The organism is Stutzerimonas kunmingensis, from assembly GCF_014764705.1.
Taxonomy (GTDB): Bacteria; Pseudomonadota; Gammaproteobacteria; order Pseudomonadales; family Pseudomonadaceae; genus Stutzerimonas.
The window spans coordinates 123597-137775 of record NZ_JACXXG010000004.1 but is presented as its reverse complement, the minus strand read 5'-3'; the positions used below and the strand labels follow the sequence as shown (position 1 = coordinate 137775).

Annotated in this window: 12 protein-coding genes and 1 pseudogene; 9 read left to right on the top strand and 4 right to left on the bottom strand. The window is 64.6% G+C overall.

The annotated features are described in order from the left end of the window. The first annotated feature begins 133 nt into the window (after nucleotides 1-133). From ettA to gdhA, 6 genes and pseudogenes are all read left to right on the top strand, one after another. Nucleotides 134-1801: an energy-dependent translational throttle protein EttA gene (gene ettA / locus IEG05_RS05515; protein ID WP_046617864.1), complete on the top strand. Its 1668-nt coding sequence runs from the start codon at nucleotides 134-136 to the stop codon at nucleotides 1799-1801. Nucleotides 1802-1962: 161 nt separating this feature from the next. Beyond that, on the top strand, nucleotides 1963-3954 hold the full coding sequence (gene siaA / locus IEG05_RS05510) for a biofilm regulation protein phosphatase SiaA (protein ID WP_046617863.1): 1992 nt from the start codon (nucleotides 1963-1965) through the stop codon (nucleotides 3952-3954). Between the two features lie 15 nt (nucleotides 3955-3969). Next, nucleotides 3970-4512: a biofilm regulation protein kinase SiaB gene (siaB, locus tag IEG05_RS05505; RefSeq protein ID WP_046617862.1), complete on the top strand. Its 543-nt coding sequence runs from the start codon at nucleotides 3970-3972 to the stop codon at nucleotides 4510-4512. A gap of 17 nt (nucleotides 4513-4529) precedes the next feature. After that, nucleotides 4530-4907, top strand: a complete 378-nt coding sequence (siaC, locus tag IEG05_RS05500) for a biofilm regulation phosphoprotein SiaC (protein WP_045665504.1) — start codon at nucleotides 4530-4532, stop codon at nucleotides 4905-4907. A gap of 12 nt (nucleotides 4908-4919) precedes the next feature. Next, a complete protein-coding gene (gene siaD / locus IEG05_RS05495; RefSeq protein ID WP_046617861.1) occupies nucleotides 4920-5705 on the top strand; it encodes a biofilm regulation diguanylate cyclase SiaD in 786 nt (261 codons plus the stop codon). 276 nt (nucleotides 5706-5981) lie between these two features. Next, nucleotides 5982-7320: pseudogene (gene gdhA, locus IEG05_RS05490) on the top strand (NADP-specific glutamate dehydrogenase). 103 nt (nucleotides 7321-7423) lie between these two features. On the opposite strand, the gene IEG05_RS05485 reads toward gdhA, so the two are convergent. Next, nucleotides 7424-8200 carry a ferredoxin--NADP reductase gene (locus IEG05_RS05485; protein WP_046617859.1) on the bottom strand — a complete coding sequence of 259 codons (777 nt, stop codon included), beginning with the start codon at nucleotides 8198-8200 and terminating at the stop codon, nucleotides 7424-7426. A 97-nt stretch (nucleotides 8201-8297) separates the two neighbouring features. Between IEG05_RS05485 and IEG05_RS05480 the strand changes: the two genes are divergently transcribed. The 3 genes from IEG05_RS05480 to IEG05_RS05470 are packed head-to-tail and all read left to right on the top strand — an operon-like array spanning nucleotide 8298 to nucleotide 10246. Further along, entirely contained in the window at nucleotides 8298-9422 is a 1125-nt protein-coding gene (locus IEG05_RS05480) for a methyltransferase (protein WP_046617858.1), read from the top strand. Further along, nucleotides 9419-9796 (top strand): MerR family transcriptional regulator, encoded by a 378-nt coding sequence (locus tag IEG05_RS05475; RefSeq protein ID WP_046617857.1) that lies wholly within the window; start codon nucleotides 9419-9421, stop codon nucleotides 9794-9796. Before IEG05_RS05480 ends, IEG05_RS05475 begins: the two co-directional genes overlap by 4 nt. Nucleotides 9797-9853: 57 nt before the next feature. Next, nucleotides 9854-10246, top strand: a complete 393-nt coding sequence (locus tag IEG05_RS05470; protein ID WP_046617854.1) for a carboxymuconolactone decarboxylase family protein — start codon at nucleotides 9854-9856, stop codon at nucleotides 10244-10246. A gap of 122 nt (nucleotides 10247-10368) precedes the next feature. Here the strand turns inward: IEG05_RS05470 and IEG05_RS05465 are convergent, their stop codons facing one another. The 3 genes from IEG05_RS05465 to IEG05_RS05455 are packed head-to-tail and all read right to left on the bottom strand — an operon-like array spanning nucleotide 10369 to nucleotide 14062. Beyond that, a complete protein-coding gene (locus IEG05_RS05465; RefSeq protein WP_191121731.1) occupies nucleotides 10369-12570 on the bottom strand; it encodes a xanthine dehydrogenase family protein molybdopterin-binding subunit in 2202 nt (733 codons plus the stop codon). After that, nucleotides 12567-13553: an FAD binding domain-containing protein gene (locus IEG05_RS05460; protein ID WP_046617852.1), complete on the bottom strand. Its 987-nt coding sequence runs from the start codon at nucleotides 13551-13553 to the stop codon at nucleotides 12567-12569. Before IEG05_RS05460 ends, IEG05_RS05465 begins: the two co-directional genes overlap by 4 nt. Continuing rightward, nucleotides 13550-14062 carry a (2Fe-2S)-binding protein gene (locus IEG05_RS05455; protein WP_042927739.1) on the bottom strand — a complete coding sequence of 171 codons (513 nt, stop codon included), beginning with the start codon at nucleotides 14060-14062 and terminating at the stop codon, nucleotides 13550-13552. Before IEG05_RS05455 ends, IEG05_RS05460 begins: the two co-directional genes overlap by 4 nt. Between the last annotated feature and the right edge of the window lie 117 nt (nucleotides 14063-14179).

Below are 14179 nucleotides of genomic sequence, written 5' to 3'. Positions count from 1 at the left end.
CGACGGCGCACTGTCGCGGTTTGCCCTGACCGGTGCATTCGGGTAGCTTTGCGCCCTTTCCATGCCACCCCATTTTCGGCCCCCCACGGCCTGGGTCAGGCATCATTCACCACTGTCACGGGCATTCGTTTCCATGGCTCAATACGTCTACACCATGCACCGGCTGAGCAAGGTCGTTCCGCCGAAGCGTGAGATCCTCAAGAACATCTCCCTGTCGTTCTTCCCCGGCGCCAAGATTGGCGTGCTCGGCCTGAACGGCGCCGGTAAATCCACCCTGCTGCGCATCATGGCCGGCGTCGACACCGAGTTCGACGGCGAGGCCCGTGCCATGCCGGGCATCAATGTCGGCTACCTGCCGCAGGAACCGCAGCTCGACCCGGAAAAGACCGTGCGCGAAATCGTCGAGGAGGCGGTTGGTGTGATCAAGGACGCCCAGGCCCGCCTGGATGCCGTCTACGCCGCCTACGCCGAGCCGGACGCCGATTTCGATGCCCTGGCTGCCGAGCAGGCCAAGCTCGAAGCGATCCTGCAGGCATCCGACGGCCATAACCTGGAGCGCCAGCTGGAAGTCGCCGCCGACGCACTGCGTCTACCGGCCTGGGATGCCAAGGTCGCGCACCTGTCCGGCGGCGAGAAGCGCCGCGTCGCCCTGTGCCGCCTGCTGCTGTCGGCCCCGGACATGCTGCTGCTGGACGAACCGACCAACCACCTGGACGCCGACTCGGTGGCCTGGCTGGAGCGCTTCCTCCATGACTTCCCGGGCACCGTAGTGGCCATCACCCACGACCGCTACTTCCTCGACAACGTCGCCGGCTGGATTCTCGAGCTCGACCGCGGCGCCGGCATCCCGTACGAGGGCAACTACTCCGGCTGGCTGGAAGCCAAGTCCGAGCGTCTGGCCCAGGAGTCCAAGCAGCAGTCGGCCCACGAAAAAGCCATGAAGGAAGAGCTGGAGTGGGTGCGCAAAGGCGCCAAGGCCCGCCAGTCCAAATCCAAGGCCCGTCTGCAGCGTTTCGAGGAAATGCAGTCGCAGGAATTCCAGAAACGCGCCGAGACCAACGAGATCTACATCCCGGCCGGCCGGCGCCTGGGCGACAAGGTCATCGAATTCAAGAACGTCACCAAGGGCTATGGCGACCGCGTACTGATCGACGACCTCTCCTTCAGCGTGCCGAAAGGCGCCATCGTTGGCGTGATCGGTGGCAACGGTGCCGGTAAGTCGACCCTGTTCCGCATGCTGATGGGCAAGGAAACCCCGGATTCCGGCAGCATCGAGATCGGCGATACCGTGCAGTTGGCCTGCGTGGACCAGAGCCGCGACGACCTGGACGGTGGCAAGACCGTATGGGAAGCGGTCTCCGATGGCTTGGACCAGATTCGCATCGGCAACTACGAGGTGCCATCGCGCGGTTACGTTGGCCGCTTCAACTTCAAGGGCGCCGACCAGCAGAAGTTCGTCAAGGATCTCTCCGGCGGTGAGCGCGGTCGTCTGCACCTGGCGCTGACCCTCAAGCAGGGCGCCAACGTGCTGCTGCTCGACGAACCGTCCAACGACCTCGACGTGGAAACCCTGCGCTCGCTGGAAGAGGCACTGCTGGACTTCCCCGGCTCGGCCATCGTGATCTCCCACGACCGCTGGTTCCTCGACCGCGTCGCCACCCACATCCTCTCCTACGAGGACGATGGCGGTGTCGTGTTCTTCGAAGGCAACTACACCGAGTATGAAGCCGATCGCAAGAAGCGCCTCGGTGACGCGGCCTCCCAGCCACACCGCGTCAAGTACAAGAAGCTGGCGCAGTAAGCGGTAGATCACAACAACGGAGCCGGACAGGCTCCGTTGTCGTGTCTAGAGAAAGCACCCACAAATAGTGGCACAATGCCGCCTGCGTGAATTACTGATCCCTCCGGCAGGCGCGGCAATCGCACCATGCCGACCCCCGCGACCGACAAAGGACAATTCGCATGGCGGCACTTGGACTGCGCGGCAAATCACTGCTGGCATTGTTGCTCAGTTGCCTGCTTGCTTTCGTCTTTGCCGGTTTCATTGGCCGAGAGGCGCTGCTCGGCGTGCTGAGTCGCTTCGGCGAGGCCTATGCGCGTAATGTGGTCCAACTCAACCGCGAACGCCTGTTCGCACCGGTTTCACGCGAACTGGCACTGGCTCAACGGCTGGCGGCTTCGCAGCTGACGCTGGCCTGGTTGAACGACGAGCAGGACCCGGCCAAGCGCAAGATCTTTTTCCAGGAAGCGGCCGGCTACCAGCAGGCCTTCGGCGACCACGCCTACTTCGCCGCCTCGGCGAGCAGCAACGGCTACTACTCGAACGGACCCGACCAGCCACCCAGCGATGCGCCTCGCTATGTGATGGCCCCGGACGCCCCGCGCGACGAATGGTTCTTCCAGACACTGCAGGCCGATACCCCCTACGCCATCAACGTCGACCGCTCGGTGGTCACCGAGGAGCTCAAGGTGTGGTTCAACGTGCAGGTGCGTGACGGCGATCGACGCCTGGGCCTGGTCGGTTCCGGCATCAGCCTGCAAGCATTTCTGGATGACTTCATCGAGGCGAACAAGGTCGGCGTCGAGTCGATGGTGCTCGATGCCTACGGCTCCATCCTCGTTCACCCTAATCAGAATCTGGTCACGCTCAACGCCGAAACCGCGCGTGGACGCTCCTTGTCGACGAGTATCCTCGGCCAGCTCGACGACCTCGGCGCGGCCTCGGCAGTGCGTCAGGCCATGGCGGAAAGCCGCGCGAACCCCGGCACGGTGGCGACGTTGCGCGTCACCCTGGATGGCGCGCCCCGCTTGCTGGCGCTGAGCTGGATTCCCGAGCTGCAGTGGTTCGTCGCCAGCGCCGTGGACCTGGGCACCGCACAGGTCGTCGAGGTGCGTCCGCTGCTGCCGGCAATCGCCCTGTTTCTGGTGCTGTTCCTGCTGCTGATCGGTGGTGGTGCCTGGCTGGTCGAGAAGCGTGTGCTCAAACCGCTGCGCCAGCTGAGACGCAGCGCCCAGGCTCTGGCGGCTGGACAGTACGATGCCCCCCTGCCCCTGCACCGGCAGGACGAGATCGGCGAACTCAGCGCAGCCTTCGGTGCCATGGCGCAGCAGGTTCGCAGCCACACCAGCGAGCTGGAGAATCGCGTGCGTGAGCGCACCCGCGACCTGGAACAGGCCAACCTGGAGATGGCCGCCGCGCACAAGAAGATCGACGACTCGATCGACTACGCCAGCCTTATCCAGCGCTCGATCCTGCCCAACCGGCAGCTGGTCACCGCCATGGGTGATCGCCATGCGGTGCTCTGGCGGCCACGTGATGTCGTCGGCGGCGACTTCTATGTATATCGCGCCGACGAACATGGCTGCCTGTTCGGAATCGTCGACTGCGCGGGTCACGGCGTGCCCGGCGCGTTGATGACGATGCTGGCCCACGCCGCCATCGATCAGGCGCTCGGCACGACCGGCCTGGACGACCCCGCCGCCGCGCTCGCGCGTACCGATGCGATCGTGCGCAACATGCTGCGCGAAGAGCAGGACTCCCATGCCCTGGCGACCAACATGGATATCGGCCTCGCCTATGTCGATTTGCGCCAGCGCAAGGTGCATTATTCCGGCGCGAAGATTGCGTTGTACTACTGTGATGGCGAAGAGGTGCACGAGATCAAGGCAGCGCGGCGCGCCATCGGCGATAAACGCATCGGCGACTACCGCAACACCAGCGTCGACCTGCAACCGGGGCGGACCTTCTACATGACCACCGACGGTTTCCTCGACCAGGCCGGCGGCGACGACGGGTTCGGCTTTGGCAACAGCCGCTTCGCCAGCATGATCCGCGAGCATGCACGGCTTCCCCTGGCCGAACAGGGCGAAGCCTTCAGCCTCGCACTGGCGCGCTATCAGGGTGAATTCCCACAGCGCGATGACATCACGATGTTATGTTTCCGCTTCGATTGAGACAGGGAGTTGGCCATGGCCCCCATTGACATGTTCGCGATGCGCGAATGCTACAACCAGCAACAGATCATGCTGTGCTTCAACGGCCCCATCTCCCGCAGCCTGATCGAAGAGATCGGCAATGCCCTGCGCAATTACATGAGCGAAGAACAGGCGCACCCGTCCTCGGCCATGGACGTGTTCGCCGTGTACATCGAGATGACGCAGAACATTCGCCACTACACCCGCGAAAAGAACTGGTCCGATCAGCAGGCCGGCGCCACGGTCGTGGTCGCACGCGATGACCAGGGCCGCTACGTGGTTTCGGCCGGCAACCTGATCGAAACCGCCGACGGCCAGCAACTGCTTACCGCCGTCGCCGAACTGGCAAAAAAGGACAAGGCCGGCCTCAAGGCCCTGTACAAGGAACAATTGCGCAGGCCGCGTGACGAACACGTGGCAACCGGCGCCGGACTCGGCCTGATTGATATTGCCCGCAAGTCCAGCGAGCCGCTCAAGGCCTCGTTGCAGCCGGTCTCCGACGAGCTTTCCTTCATCAGCCTGAGCGCCGTCATCTGAAACTCAAGAGCATCCCCATGAACGATTTTTCAATCCCCGGCAGCCAGTCCACTCCCGCCATCCAGTCCGACTGGGACAAAGGCATCGTCTCGATGCAGGGCGACTCGTACCCGGAAAATTCCTACGAGCTGTTCCACCAGGTCTACGAATGGATCGAGCGCTTCCTCGGCGAAGCCGCACATCCGCTCAACCTTGAGCTGCGCCTGCTGTACCTGAACACCAGCAGCATCAAGGCGATGATGGACATCTTCGACCTGCTCGAAGCCGCCTATCAGGAAGGCCGGCAGGTCGCGGTCAACTGGTACTACGACATCCGCAACGAGCGCGTCGTGGAGTTGGCCGAAGAGTTCAAGGAAGACTGCACCTTCCCCTTTTCCATCCAGAGTCACGACTGACAGAAGGTCGATATGCGTGGGCCATCGCCGCTAGAGCAAGAGGTCATCAATCTCCTCGCCGATCCGCAGTTCGAGGGGCACCCGCTGAAGGAAGCGCTGAGCCAGCTGTGGGGAGCGCACCATGACCTGCTTGGCCGGATCGAGCGCATCGCCCGCGTATCGGACGGCTACCAGAGCATCGCCCGCGAGCGCGAACTGAGCCTGGCCGCCCGCTTCGACAAGCAGTTGCGCCAGCTGGAAAAGGTCGCGCGCATCTCCGACCGCTATCAGATGATGATGCAGGACCTGAATGCCTCGCTGCGCGAAGCCTCGACCCTCGACACCCTGACCGGCATCGCCAACCGCCGCCTGCTGACCGAGCGCCTGCGTGAGGAAAGCGAGCGCGCCAAACGCTACGGCCGCCCGCTGGCCGTGGTCATGCTGGACATCGACCGTTTCAAGGTCATCAACGACGAGTACGGCCACGAAGTCGGCGACCGCGTGCTCATCGAAGTGGTGCGCGTCATGGAATCGGAGATTCGCGAGCACGACCTCTGTGGGCGCTGGGGCGGCGAGGAATTCCTCATCCTGATGCCGGAAAGCAGCGCCGAGATGGCCTGCACGGTGATGCGCCGCCTTGGCGACAGCATTGCCGCGCTCGGCGTGCGGGTAAACGATGACCTGCTCGGGGTAACCGCCAGCATGGGTATCGCCGAGCTGCGCGCCGACGAAACCTACTCGAGCACCATCAACCGCGCCGACATCGCGCTGCTGAGAGCCAAGCGCAGTGGTCGCAATCGCTGTGAGCTGGCCGACTAGCCGTCACCCGACCAAGCACAAGAATGACGCACCCAGCGCTCCAATTCCGTGCAAATCGAGCAACGCCTCCGCCTCTTAAAGTCTGAAGCATCGGGAAACATAAAAACTAGAGGCCACGCGCGAAGCCGAGACCTTTAGCACCCACAGCCCCTCGAGCGCACCATTTCGCGGCATGCCAGACTCATGTCGCACTTCCGCGGTGCAAATCAGGTTTGCTACAGTCGCCGGCCAAAATTATTAATGACTGCCGACACGCGGTCGCCGAGGGCCTACCTGATGATCGAAACCGTTGATGCCTTTCTCGCGCGGTTGAAGCAACGCGACCCCCACCAACCCGAGTTCCACCAGGCGGTGGAAGAAGTGGTTCGCAGCCTCTGGCCCTTCCTCGAAGCCCATCCGCATTACATGCAGGCCGGCATCATCGAACGTATGGTCGAGCCGGAGCGCTCGATCATCTTCCGCGTACCCTGGGTCGACGACCCAGGGCCGTGTGCAGGTCAATCGCGGCTTCCGCATCCAGATGAACAGCGCCATCGGCCCATACAAAGGTGGCCTGCGCTTCCATCCGTCGGTGAACATCGGCGTCCTCAAGTTCCTCGCCTTTGAACAGGTCTTCAAGAACTCCCTGACTTCGCTGCCCATGGGCGGCGGCAAGGGTGGCTCGGACTTCAACCCCAAGGGCAAGAGTGACAACGAAGTGATGCGCTTCTGCCAGTCGTTCATGACCGAGCTGTACCGCCATATCGGCGCAGACCTCGACGTTCCGGCCGGTGACATCGGCGTCGGCGGCCGCGAGATCGGCTTCCTCTTCGGCCAGTACAAGCGCCTGTCCAACCAGTTCACCTCCGTCCTGACCGGCAAGGGCCTGGCCTATGGCGGCAGCCTGATCCGCCCGGAAGCCACCGGCTACGGCTGCGTGTACTTCGCCGAGGAAATGCTCAAGAGCAGCCACAGCAGCTTCGACGGCAAGCGCGTGGCGATCTCCGGTTCCGGCAACGTTGCGCAGTACGCGGCGCAGAAAGTCATGGAACTGGGTGGCCGGGTCGTCTCGCTGTCCGACTCGGGCGGCACCCTGCACTTCGCGGACGGCATGACCGCCGAGCAGTGGACATACCTGATGGACCTGAAGAACGTCCGTCGTGGTCGCCTCGAGGAGATGGGCACGCACTTCGGCGTCACCTACCTGGCCGATCAGCGTCCGTGGAGCCTGCCGTGCGATATCGCCCTGCCCTGCGCCACGCAGAACGAACTGGATGGCGAAGATGCTCGCACCCTGCTGAACAATGGCTGCGTCTGCGTCGCCGAGGGCGCCAACATGCCCTCGACGCTGGAAGCCGTGGACCTGTTCATCGAGGCAGGCATCCTCTACGCACCGGGCAAGGCGTCCAACGCTGGCGGTGTGGCCTGTAGTGGCCTGGAGATGAGCCAGAACGCCATGCGTCTGCACTGGACTGCCGGCGAGGTGGACACCAAGCTGCACGGCATCATGCAGTCGATCCACCACGCCTGCGTCGCCCACGGCGAGGAGAACGGTCGGATCAACTACGTGAAGGGCGCCAACATCGCCGGCTTCGTCAAGGTTGCCGATGCCATGCTGGCCCAGGGCGTCGTGTAACGGCTGCGCCCGCCGCCAAGCCTCAGCCAGAAAGACAAAGCCCCCGTCGGATCGTCCGGCGGGGGCTTTTGTTTTGTTGCGCGAGACTCCCCGCGGCAATCGCCTACCAGTAGTTCTCCACCGCCACCTGGCCGGGCCTGCGCGTCATCGCCAGGTTCAGGTCACGCGCTTTCAGCACTGCTCGGGTGTCCTCGATCATCTGCGGGTTGCCGCAGAGCATGATTCGCGAATGCTCGGGCGCCAGCTGCAGATCGGCGGCGCGCTCCAGCTCGCCGTTCTCGATCAGCGTGGTGATGCGCCCGTGCAGCGCACCGGGTATCTGTTCGCGCGTTACCACCGGCAGGTACAGCAGCTTCGAGCCCAGACCTTCCAGGTAGTCGCGTTGCGGCAGTTCGGCGATCAGCTGCTGATAGGCCAGCTCACGCGCCTCGCGCACGCTGTAGACCAGAATGATGCGCTCGAAGCGCTGCCAGGCCTCGAAGTCCTGCAGGATCGAAAGGAACGGCGCGATCCCGGTGCCGGTGGCCAGCAGCCAGAGATCACGGCCATCGGGAAAGCGATCAAGGGTGAGAAAGCCGAAGGCCTGCTTGTCCACCAGCAGCTCGTCGCCGACTGCCAACCGGCTCAACTCGCTGGTGAATTCGCCGTCCGGCACGACGATGGAGAAGAAATCGAGAAACTCGTCGTGCGGCGCCGAGACCATGGAATAGGCGCGCCAGACGATGCAGCCGCTTGGCTTGCGCACACCGAGGCGGGCGAACTGCCCGGCGGTGAAGCGAAAACCGTGATCGCGGCTGGTACGCAGGGTGAACAGGTTAGGCGTCAGCGTCTGCACCTCTAGCAGGCGCTGGCGGGTGAACTTCTCTTCGCTGGCGGTCATACTTCGCTCCCTCCGAGCATCTTTGGGCCCACTGCACGCAGCGCCCGTATGAATCCTTGATACTCCTTTCCGACGCTTACAAACACCGCCAGTTCTCATGCCTATTCTCGACACCCCCTATGCAAGCCTCGACCTGATCCGTCAGCCGGAGCAGCCCAACGAGCCGCTGCAGGCCTTCGATGCCGCCGACGAATACCTGCTGGCCCAGCTGCATGAGCAGGGATTGCCAGCGGCCACGCGAGTGCTGATCCTCAATGACAGCTTCGGCGCCCTGGCTTGCTCGCTGGCCGCACACGTCGCGGTCACCAGCAGCGGCGACTCGCACCTCGGCCACCTGGCATTGCAAAAGAACCTGGCGCACGAGCTGCCGGCCGAGCGCGTGCGCTTCGTACCTGCCAGCGAGGTCGCCCAGGGCCCGTTCGACCGGGTGCTGATTCGCGTACCGAAAACCCTTGCCCTGCTGGAAGAACAGCTGATCCGCCTGCACGGCCAGCTGGCGCCCGGCGCGCAGGTGATCGCTGCGGCGATGATCAAGCACCTGCCGCGCGCCGCCGGTGATCTGCTGGAGCAGTACATCGGCCCGGTGCAGGCCTCGCTGGCGGTGAAGAAGGCACGTCTGCTCAGCGCAACGCCGTGCGCAAAACCGGCGCCGCAGTCGCCCTACCCTACCCGCTACCAGCTTGATCAGCCAAAACTGGAGCTGCTCAACCACGCTAACCTGTTCTGCCGTGAAGGCCTCGATATCGGCACCCGCGCCTTCCTGCCACATCTGCCGCAGGCACTCGGTGCGCTGCGCGTCGCCGATCTCGGCTGCGGCAACGGCGTGCTCGGCATCGTCTACGCGCTGGGCAATCCGCAGGCGGAACTGACATTGGTGGACGAGAGCTACATGGCTGTGCAGTCGGCACGGGAGAACTGGCAGGCAATCCATGGCCAGCGTCCGGTCGAGATTCGCGCCGGCGACGGCCTGGCCGAGCAACCGCCGGCCTCGCTGGATCTGGTGCTGTGCAATCCACCGTTCCACCAGCAGCAGGTGGTCGGCGATTTCCTCGCCTGGCGTATGTTCACCCAGGCCAAGGCGGCACTGACCAAGGGTGGTGAGCTATGGATCGTCGGCAATCGCCACCTCGGCTATCACCTCAAGCTCAAGCGCCTGTTCGGCAACGCCGAGCAGGTGGCCGCCACACCGAAGTTCGTCATTCTGCGGTCGATCAAGGCATGAGCGAGGCGCCGGTCCGCCTCAGCATCCGGCAGTTCGCCGCGCGCTGCGGCCTGTCCGCCGATACGCTGCGCTATTACGAAAAGATCGGTCTGCTACGGCATGTCGCTCGGGACGCCAGCGGTTTTCGCGTCTATGGCCCACGCGACCTGGAGTGGATCGGCTTCATCCTGCGCCTGAAAGACACCGGCATGGCGCTGGACGACATCATCCGCTACGCCGATCTGCGCGAATGTGGCGACGCAACCCTTGCGGCACGTCAGGCGCTGCTCGAAACCCATGCCGCCACCTTGCAGGCACGTCTGCTGCGCGACCATGAGCATCTCGACGCGCTGCGGGCGAAGATCGCGCTGTATCGGCAGCAAACTTCCGCTTGACCTGGAGTCGACTCCAACCCGCAGGCTTTCCTCTGACCCATGAAGAGGAACGCACCAATGTCTGCATCGACCCGCTACACCGAAGGCCTGGCCAAGCTCGAGGAGATTGACGGCGCGGCCGGGCGCAAGGTCATCGACAGCCTGCAAGCCATTGCACCAGATCTGGCGCGCTACGTGATCGAATTTCCCTTCGGTGACATCTACCAGCGCCCCGGCCTCGACCTGGCCCAGCGTGAGCTGGCGACCGTGGCGGCGCTTACCGCGCTCGGCCACTGCCAACCGCAGTTGGCCGTGCACGTTCACGGCGCGCTGAACGTCGGCTGCACGCCGGAACAGATCGTCGAGGTGGTCATTCAGATGGCGGTTTACGCCGGCTTCCCGGCCGCGCTCAACGGCATGCACACGGTCAAGGCGGTGTTTGCCGAACGGGGCCTTTTGCCAGATGCGTGATCGGCAAACCAGCACACCACGTGGCTAAGCCGGCCGACAACAGATTCTGTGCCCTGGCGCAGTGGCGGTTGGTGGGCTAGCCCACCAACCGTACGGACATCGCAGCCGCCGTCGAAGGCGCGTTACAGCACCTTGTCCAGGGTGATCGGCAGATCCCGCACGCGTTTGCCCGTCGCGTTGTAGATCGCATTGGCCACCGCCGCCGCCACGCCGACAATGCCGATCTCGCCCACGCCTTTGGACCCGAGGTCGTTGACAATCTCGTCGTGTTCCTCGACGAAGATCACGTCGATCTCGGGAATGTCGGCGTTCACCGGGATGTGGTACTCGGCAAGGTTGTGGTTCATGTAGCGGCCGAGCCTGTGATCGATCAGCGTCTCCTCGTGCAGCGCCTGGCCGATGCCCCAGACCACGCCACCGACGATCTGGTTGCCGGCGGTCTTCGGGTTGACGATGCGGCCCGCGGCAATCGCGCTGACCACACGGCTGACCTTGATGGTGCCGAGGTCCTCGTCGACGCGTACCTCGACGAACACTGCCGAATGGGTTCCCGTGGCCCAGGCGTCGCGCTTCTCATCCGGCTTGACGCTGGCTTCGGCCTCCAATGCGCCGCTGACCTGGACGATATCGCGCAGCGGCACGGCATGCTCGCCGGATTTCAGCCGCAGTTGGCCATCGACAAACTCCACCGTCTCCAGATTCGCTCCGGTAAAGGGTGAAGCCGGCGACTGCTGTACGGCGTCCAGCAGCTTCTGCCGCAGGCCGGCGCATGCGCGTTGCACCGCACTGCCGACCGAGGACACGGTGGCCGATCCACCCTCCAGCGGCGCCTGCGGCAGGCTGGAATCGCCGAGGCGGAACTCCACCTCGGCCATCGACAGGCCCATCGCATCGGCGGCGATCTGCGTCATCGCGGTGTAGGTGCCGGTGCCGATATCGGCGGTGGCACTGGTTACCAGTAATTTGCCGTCCGCATCGATGCAGGCGCGCGCACTGGCCGGCATCTGCATGGCTTCCCATACGCCGGTGGCCACGCCCATGCCGACCAGCTGGTGGCCGTCACGCAGGCTGCGCGGCTGCGCCGGACGCCGCGACCAGCCGAAGCGCTCGGCACCCTGCTGGTAGCAGGCACGCAGCTCCTTGCTGGAATAGCGCTTGCCCTCATTGCCGTTGATGTCGGTGTAGTTGCGCAGGCGCAGCTCCAGCGGATCGATACCGACTTCATGGGCCAGTTCGTCCATCGCGCACTCCAGCGCATAGACGCCGATGGTCGCGCCGGGTGCGCGCATGTCCAGCGGGGTGTAGACGTCCAGTGGCGCCAGGCGGTAGCCGAGGCGCACGTTGTCGCAGGCGTAGAGCATGCCGGACCACTCCACCTCGTGCTCGGTGAAGTCCTCGAAGCGCGAGGTCTGGCCGATGGCCTTGTGCTCAATGGCCCGCAGCCGTCCTTCGCCATCTGCCGCGAGCTTCAGCTGTTGGAAGGTTCGCGGGCGATAGCCAAAGGTGAACATCTGCTGCCGAGTCAGTTCGACGCGCACCGAGGCCTTCAGCTTGAGTGCGGCCATCACCGCCAGCGGCAGCTGGTACTGCGGGCGCAGGCCGGAGCCGAAGGCACCGCCAACAAAGGGCGCGAGCACGCGAATCTTGCCCTCCATGTCGAACACCTGCTCCAGATAGCGCTGGCAATTCTGCACGCCCTGGGTCTTGTCATGGATCAGCAGCTCGCCGCCCGGCTGGTACTGGACAATGGAGGCATGCGGCTCCATCGGGTTGTGATGCTCGACCGGGGTGCTGTATTCGCTGTCGATGCGATTATCGGCAGCCGTGAATGCCGAATCGAAATCACCGCGCGGCTCTGGCAGCTCGGCCGGTGCGTCATGGGCCTGTTCGCGCGCGGCCTGCAGATCGGTCTGGTGCGCTTCGACCTCGTATTCGACGTGCACCAGGCTCGCCCCGTGCCGCGCCAGCGCCTGCGTTTCAGCAACGACCAGCGCCAGTGGCTGGCCGCTGTAGAGCACGCGGTCGTTGTACAGCGGGCGGAACGGCGAGCCGTCGGCGGCATCGTCGTCCTCGTAGGGCTCGTCGTAGCTGGCCACCGGTGGGCGATTCTGATGGGTCAGCACCAATCGCACGCCGGGCAGTGCTTCAGCCGCGGCGGCATCAATGCCCTTGATACGGCCGCGGGCGATGCTGCTCGACACCACGGCGCCATACAGCAGCCCCGGAACATCGGCTTCAGCAGCGTAGCAGGCCTTGCCGGTGACCTTGAGCGGGCCGTCGACGCGGTCCAGCGGCTTGCCCAGTGGAGAGTTGACGCTGTTCATCGGACGGTTCCTCCGGCGGCTTCGGTCAGTGCGCGCACAATGGCGCGTCGTGCCAGGTCGATCTTGAAAGCGTTGTCGGCGAGCGGTTGCGCGCCTTGCAGCAGGCGATCGGCCGCCGCGGCGAAACATTCGGGTTCGGCACGCTTGCCGCTGAGCAGTTCTTCGGCCTCTTCCAGGCGCCAGGGTTTGTGCGCCACGCCACCGAGCGCGATACGCGCGCGGCGGATGACGTCGCCATCCATCTCCAGAGCCGCCGCGACGGATACCAGGGCGAAGGCGTAGGAGGCGCGGTCACGCACCTTGAGATAGGCGCAGTGGCTGGCAAAACCTTCCACCGGTAGCTCGACGGCGGTGATCAGCTCGCCCTCGACGAGTACGTTGTCCTGCTGCGGCTGGTCGCCGGGCAGCCGGTGGAAGTCCACCAGTTCGAGGCGGCGCTGGCCGTGCGGCCCTTCCACATGCACCCGGGCATCCAGCGCCGCCAGCGCCACGCACATGTCCGACGGATGCACGGCGACGCAATGTTCGCTGGCACCGAGAATCGCGTGGATGCGATTGCGCCCGTCACGCGCGCTGCAACCGGAGCCCGGCTCGCGTTTGTTGCAGGGCGTGGCGGTGTCGTAGAAGTAGTAGCAACGGGTGCGCTGCAGCAGGTTGCCGCCGGTGCTGGCCATGTTGCGCAGCTGCGGCGATGCCCCGGCAAGGATCGCCTTGCTCAGCAGCGGGTAGCGCTGTTCGATCTGCGGGTGCCAGGCCAGGTCGGCATTGCTCACCAGCGCACCGATGCGCAGGCCACCCTCGGCGGTCTGCTCGATGTCGCGCAGCGGCAGACCGTTGATGTCGATGAGCTGGCCGGGTTGCAGCACGTTCTCTTTCATCAGGTCGAGCAGGTTGGTGCCGCCGGCGATGTAGCGGCTCTGCGGCCCGTGCAGGGCGATGGCCTGGTCGATACGTTCGGGGCGCTGATAGCTGAACGGCGTCATTGCGCACCCTCCTGGCCGCGTAGCGTCGGCAGTGCGTCCTCAATGGCGGCGAGGATGTTTGGATAGGCGCCGCAGCGGCAGAGGTTGCCGCTCATGTGTTCGCGAATCTCATCGCGGCTGCTGGCACGATTCTCCGCTGCTAGCCCGGCTGCCGAGCAGATCTGCCCCGGCGTGCAGTAGCCGCACTGGAAGGCATCGTGCTTGACGAACGCAGCCTGCAGCGGATGCAGCGTCGCATCGCTGGCCAGGCCTTCGATGGTGGTCAGACTGGCGCCGTCGTGCATCACCGCCAGGGTCAGGCAGCTGTTGATGCGCCGACCGTCGAGCAGCACCGTGCAGGCACCGCACTGGCCGTGATCGCAGCCTTTCTTGGTGCCGGTCAGGCCGAGCTGGTCGCGCAGCAGGTCGAGCAAGGTGGTCCAGGGTTGCACCTGGAGCTCACGGCGTTCGCCGTTCAGCTCCAGGCTGATGGTGCAGGTTTGGCCTGCAGCTGAAGAATTTTCGCTCATGGCGGCCTCACGGTTTGGGCGTTGGTATGCGCTGTCCGTGCGTCTTGGGGTACGACTGGCGTGCCGCGAAATTCGTTCAGCCCTGCCGGTCGAGTGGCTGCGGCTGACTGAGGGTCG